The organism is Actinomyces polynesiensis (genome assembly GCF_000820725.1).
GTDB lineage: Bacteria > Actinomycetota > Actinomycetes > Actinomycetales > Actinomycetaceae > Pauljensenia > Pauljensenia polynesiensis.
Genome location: NZ_CCXH01000060.1, coordinates 1 through 5,717 on the forward strand (window position 1 = coordinate 1; position 5,717 = coordinate 5,717).

General features: G+C 71.8%; 5 protein-coding genes. All 5 read right to left on the reverse strand.

The annotated features are described in order from the left end of the window. A partial coding sequence (gene folK / locus TA90_RS02155) for a 2-amino-4-hydroxy-6-hydroxymethyldihydropteridine diphosphokinase (protein ID WP_147513321.1) occupies positions 1-1,406 on the reverse strand: 1,406 nt, incomplete at its 3' end. Further along, positions 1,403-2,173, reverse strand: a complete 771-nt coding sequence (folP, locus tag TA90_RS02160) for a dihydropteroate synthase (RefSeq protein ID WP_043534384.1) — start codon at positions 2,171-2,173, stop codon at positions 1,403-1,405. The genes folP and folK, both read right to left, overlap by 4 nt. Before the next feature lie 71 nt (positions 2,174-2,244). After that, on the reverse strand, positions 2,245-2,814 hold the full coding sequence (folE, locus tag TA90_RS02165; RefSeq protein ID WP_043534385.1) for a GTP cyclohydrolase I FolE: 570 nt from the start codon (positions 2,812-2,814) through the stop codon (positions 2,245-2,247). Beyond that, the gene (ftsH, locus tag TA90_RS02170) at positions 2,811-4,835 is read right to left on the reverse strand and encodes an ATP-dependent zinc metalloprotease FtsH (RefSeq protein WP_052450387.1); all 2,025 of its coding nucleotides are present in this window, start codon (positions 4,833-4,835) and stop codon (positions 2,811-2,813) included. The genes folE and ftsH overlap by 4 nt, the downstream gene beginning before the upstream one ends. Before the next feature lie 41 nt (positions 4,836-4,876). Further along, positions 4,877-5,431 (reverse strand): hypoxanthine phosphoribosyltransferase, encoded by a 555-nt coding sequence (gene hpt / locus TA90_RS02175; RefSeq protein WP_043534382.1) that lies wholly within the window; start codon positions 5,429-5,431, stop codon positions 4,877-4,879. Positions 5,432-5,717 lie beyond the last annotated feature (286 nt).

A 5,717-nucleotide genomic window follows, 5' to 3' on the forward strand; every position in this document is an offset into this window, starting at 1 on the left:
TCCGGGGCCACGTCCGGGGCCGTGTCCACCGGCACCCCGGCGTCGGCCGAGGGTCGGTCCGCGCCGACCGCAGGTCCCGTCCCGGCCGCCGGTCCCGCGTCTGCGGGGGCCAACGCCGAGGGGGCCTGCTCCTCGGGCGTGCTCCCCTCCCACTGCTCCCACAGGCGGTGCCAGAGGTAGTCGCCCCCCGACTCGGAGGGTCGCAGTCCCGACCGTGAGGCCTCGGGGACCAGGTCCAGACGGCTCGGGTGTCCCACGGCGGCGGTCTCCTGCGAGACCACGACCGAGCCACCCGCCGGGGTCTGGATGACGGGCACCGCGCTGCGTTCCGCGAGGACCTCGTCGGACTCGGCTGCCACGGGGCCGGGGTCCTCCAGCCAGTCGGAGACGGCGTCGAGCACCCCCGCACCGTCGGGCGCGTCCCGGACGAGGTCGGCCACGGGACCCGCACCGTCCAGCTCGGCCGCCGGGTCCACCAGGAGCCACGGCACGAGCACGAAGGCGCGTTCGTGCGCCCGGGGGTGGGGCAGGACCAGGTGTGGGTCGGAGGAGGTGACGCCCTCGTACTGGACGATGTCGATGTCGAGGGTGCGCGCACCCCAGTGCTCGTGGCGTACGCGCCCGAGGAGGGTCTCGATGCCGGAGGTGGCCGCGAGCAGCTCCTCGGGGTCCAGCGCCGTGCGGGCCAGCACGACTGCGTTCCAGTAGTCCGGCTGGGGTTCCTGGTCGGGGGCGAGGACGGCCCGGGTGCGGACCAGCGGGGACACGTCCAGCACCTGGATCCCCTCGAGGTCGACGAGGGCGGTGACGGCGCGGGCGAGCGTGGTGGGGACGTCCCCGAGGTTGCCACCCAGTGCCAGCACGACCCCGTGCCAGCGGGATCGGTCGACCCCGACGGTGCGCACGTCGCTGCGGGCACGGCGCGGTGGGGAATCCGGTCCCGCGTCCCCCACCGGGTCCTGGGAGGCCGTGTCGCCCTCGTCGGGGGCGGTCAGCGGGAGGGCGGTCACCGCGTGGTCGTCGGCATCCGCGCCCGCCGCGGCACCGCGACGGATGGTCACCGACACGTCTGAGAACTGCTGGCGCAAGGGGGCCATGGGCTTGTGGACGGTCACCTCGACACCCTCGACCAGGGGGTTGGCGAGGGCGACGTCGGCGACACGCGAGGCCAGGGTCTCCAGCAGGTGGACGGAGGGGCCGGTGAGGACCGCGACGGCCTCCTCGGCGATGTCGGCGTAGGAGACGGTGAGACCAATGTCGTCGGTGGCGGCGGCGGGTCGGGTGTCGACCCACAGCGAGACGTCCACGCTGAAGGTCTGGGTGCCCTCACGCTCGAAGGGGAACACCCCGTGGTGGCCGCGCGCGCTGAGGCCCCTCAGGGTGATGATGTCGTACTGGCTGCTCACGACTGCTCCTTCCCCGACGTCGCGCCCCGCACGACCTGTGCGTTCGGTGCCACGTCATGGACCCTCACGGCCCAGACCCCGGCCTCCACGGCCCGGCGGGTGATGGCCACGGTGGCTCGGTCGCGGTCCTCCCCGCCCCTGACCGCGAGGAAGCGCTTGCGCGAGGCCCCGACCACCACAGGGTACCCGAGCCCCCCGAGCCTCTCCATCGAGTCGACGAGTGCCCAGGACTGTTCGTGGCGCAGGGAGAAGCCGAGTCCGGGGTCCATCGCCAGGCGGGTGGGGTCCACCCCCGCCGCCAGCGCATCCCCCACCTGCGCGGAGGTCTCGGCGAGGACATCCGCGACCACGTCGTCGTAGTCGAAGTCCTCCTGCGGGCTGCCGGGGAAACCCCGCCAGTGCTGGACCACCCAGGCGCACCCCGTCGCCGCCACCGTGCGCGCCATGTCCGCATCGACCCGGCCGCCGGACACGTCGTTGACCAGTGCCGCCCCGGCGTCCGCGGCGCGGCGTGCGGTGGCGGCGTGGACCGTGTCGACGGACACCACGACGCCCTCGTCCGCCAGTGCGCCCACCACGGCGCCGATCCGCGCCCACTCCTCCTGCGCGTCGATGCGCGCGGAGCCCGGCCGGGTGGACTCCCCGCCCACGTCCACCAGGTCGGCCCCGTCGCGGAGCATGGCCCGCGCGTGGTCGAGGGCGCGCCCGGGCTCGGACCACAGCCCGCCGTCGGAGAAGGAGTCAGGGGTGACGTTGAGGATGCCCATGACGAGGGTGCGCCCCGTCGGCAGCTCCCAGCCCTCCGGCAGGAGCGGCCCGCGCGGGGCGGGCCCGCCCGTCACCGGCGCCCGCCGAGGACCAGGGACATCATCTCCGCGCGGGTCGCGGGGTGTTCCATGATCCCCCGCAGGGCCGAGGTCACCGTGGAGGACCCGGGCTTGTGCACGCCGCGCATGGTCATGCACATGTGCTCGGCCTCCAGGACCACGATGACCCCCTGCGGCCGGAGCACCTCCCAGACGGCGTCCGCGATCTGTGCCGTGAGCCGTTCCTGCACCTGGGGTCGACGGGCGTAGCCCTCGACCACGCGGGCCAGTTTCGACAGTCCCGTGACCTTCCCCCCTGCCGGGATGTAGCCGACGTGGGCCCGGCCGTGGAACGGCAGCAGGTGGTGCTCGCACACGGAGTGGAACTCGATGTCGCGGACGAGGACCAGCTCGTTGGTGCCGGTGTCGAACACCTTGTGCAGGTGCACCCTGGGGTCCTCGTCGAGGCCGGAGAGGATCTCCCGCCACGAGCGGGCCATGCGGTCGGGAGTCTCGCGCAGTCCCTCCCGGTCGGGGTCCTCCCCCACGGCGACGAGCAGGTCACGCATGGCGCGACGCACGCCCTCCTCGTCGTACATCAGCGGGCCTCCTCCGAGGCGGTCGGGTCGGCGGGCGGGGCATGGGGGTCGTCCGGGGGCGCGGTCGGGGTCTCCTCGGAGCCGACCACCGGGTGCCCGAGGACGGCGCCGTCGACGGCGGCCTCCGACCCGTAGTTCCACACCGGGCGCTCGGGCTGCTTGCGGATGCCCTCGAAGACCGTCGCGAGCTGCTTCTCGTCGAGTGTCTCGGCCTCGAGGAGTCGTGCGGCCAGGTCGTCGAGGACGTCGCGGTTGCGGGTGAGGATCTCCCAGGCCTCGCGGGTGGCGGCGTCGAGGAGCGTACGCACCTCGTCGTCGATGGCGGCGGCGACCTCGTCGGAGTACCCGCGGCTGCCGCCACGCCCCATGTCCCGCCCGACGAAGGGATCCGTCTCGGACTCGCCGAGCTTGACGTTGCCGATGCGGGAGGACATGCCGTAGTCGGTGACCATGGCGCGGGCGTTCTGGGTGGCCTTCTCGATGTCGTTGGCGGCACCGGTGGAGGGGTCGCGGAACACGATCTCCTCCGCCACGCGGCCGCCCATCGCGTAGACGAGGTCGTCGAGGATCTGGTTGCGGGTCTTGGAGTAGCGGTCCTCCGCGGGCATGACCATCGTGTAGCCCAGGGCCCGTCCACGCGGGAGGATCGTCACCTTGGTGACGGGGTCGGTGTAGCGCAGGGAGGCCGCGCACACGGCGTGCCCGCCCTCGTGGTAGGCGGTGACGGCCTTGTCGTGGTCGTTCATCACCCGGGTGCGCTTCTGGGGACCGGCGATGACGCGGTCGATGGCCTCGTCGATGGCGCGGGTGTCGATGAGGTCCGCATTGGAGCGCGCCGTCAGCAGGGCGGCCTCGTTGAGGACGTTGGCGAGGTCGGCGCCGGTGAAGCCGGGCGTGCGCTTGGCCACCTGGTGCAGGTCGACGTCCGGCGTGAGCGGCTTGCCGGTCGCGTGGACGCGGAGGATCGCCTCGCGGCCCTTGAGGTCGGGGGCCTCCACCGAGATCTGGCGGTCGAAGCGGCCCGGACGCAGGAGGGCCGGGTCGAGGATGTCGGGGCGGTTGGTCGCGGCGATGAGGATGACGTTGGCCCGGTCGTCGAAGCCGTCCATCTCCACGAGCAGCTGGTTGAGCGTCTGCTCGCGCTCGTCGTTGCCGCCGCCGATGCCGGAGCCACGGTGGCGGCCCACCGCGTCGATCTCGTCGATGAAGATGATGGCGGGGGCGGCCTTCTTCGCGCGGTCGAAGAGGTCACGCACGCGGGAGGCACCGACACCGACGTAGAGCTCCATGAACTCCGAACCGGAGATGGAGAAGAAGGGGACACGCGCCTCGCCGGCCACGGCCTTGGCGAGGAGGGTCTTGCCGGTGCCGGGTGGACCGTAGAGGAGCACACCGCGCGGGATGCGCGCGCCCACCGCGTGGAACTTCTCCGGCTTGGAGAGGAACTCGCGGATCTCCTCGAGTTCCTCCACGGCCTCGTCCTCGCCGGCGACGTCGGCGAAGGTGACCTCGGGACGTTCCTGGGTGATCTCCTTGGCGCGGGACTGGCCGAAGCCGCCCATCATCCGCGAGCCGTTCATCCGGGACATCAGCCACCAGAAGGCTGCCACCAGGATGACCAGGGGGAGGACCAGCTGCAGCATCGAGCTGAGGAAGGAGGGCTGCGGGTAGACCGCGTTCCACCCCTTCGCGGGGTCCGCCTTCTCCACGGCGGCGATGACGTCCGCGGACTGCGTCTGGGCATAGGTGAAGGAGATCGAGGTGCCCAGGTTCCGGGTGCTGTCACCCAACCCCGTGGACTGGTGCGTGTAGTCCTTGGACAGCGTCAGGTTGACCTGCTGGGTGCCGTCGTTGACGACCACCCGCTCCACCGTCGTCCCCCTGAGGATCTCCAGGCCCTCGGAGGTGTCGACGGGCTGGGGCTGGAACATGCGCCAGGCGAACCACCCCGCCGCCAGCAGGACCAGCAACGGGACCAGGATGTAGGTCCAGTTGATCCTCTTCTTCTTCTCGTTCTCGGCCACGTGCGTCCTTCGGTCACTCGGTGCTGGTGTGCGGGGTGGTCTCAGCCACCGTAGACGTGGGGGGCCAGCGTCCCCACGAAGGGCAGGTGGCGGTACTTCTCGTCGTAGTCCAGCCCGTAGCCGACGACGAACTCCGTGGGGATGTCGAAGCCGACGTAGGAGACGTCCACGTCGACCTTCGCAGCACCCGGCTTGCGCAGCAGGGTGGCGATGCGCACCGAGGAGGCGCCGCGCGTCTCCAGGTTGTCCTTCAGCCACGACAGGGTCAGGCCGGAGTCGATGATGTCCTCGACGATGATGACGTCACGGTCGTGGACGTCGGTGTCGAGGTCCTTGAGGATGCGCACGACCCCCGAGGACTTGGTGCCCGACCCGTAGGAGGACACGGCCATCCAGTCCATCTCCAGGGGGGTGTGGATCTTGCGGGAGAGATCGGCCATCACCATGATGGCGCCGCGCAGAACGCCCACCAGGAGGATGTCCTTCCCCGCGTAGTCACGGTCGATCTCGGCCGCCAGCTCGGAGAGTCGCCGGTCGATGTGTTCCTCGTCGACCAGAACGTTCGAGAGGTCCGACCCCATGTCCGACGCGTCCACGCCGATCCCTTCCTCTGGGTGGGTCCCTGGGCCCACGGCCCGAGGGGACAGAACTCCTCAAGCGTGCCACAGTTCCCCGCGCACCGGCGACGCAGGTCCGCGTTCTCGCTCACGGCGGACACGACGTGAGCGACGGATCATCCCCGACCGGTCACCAGCTGGGTGAGTTCGAGGACGGGCACCTCCGCGCGGCGCCCCCCGCGGTGCCCACCGGCCCCGCCCGCCGCTGCTGCGGGACGCGTGGTGCGACGCACGCGCACCCCGGGCAGGTCGAGGGCGCCCTGCC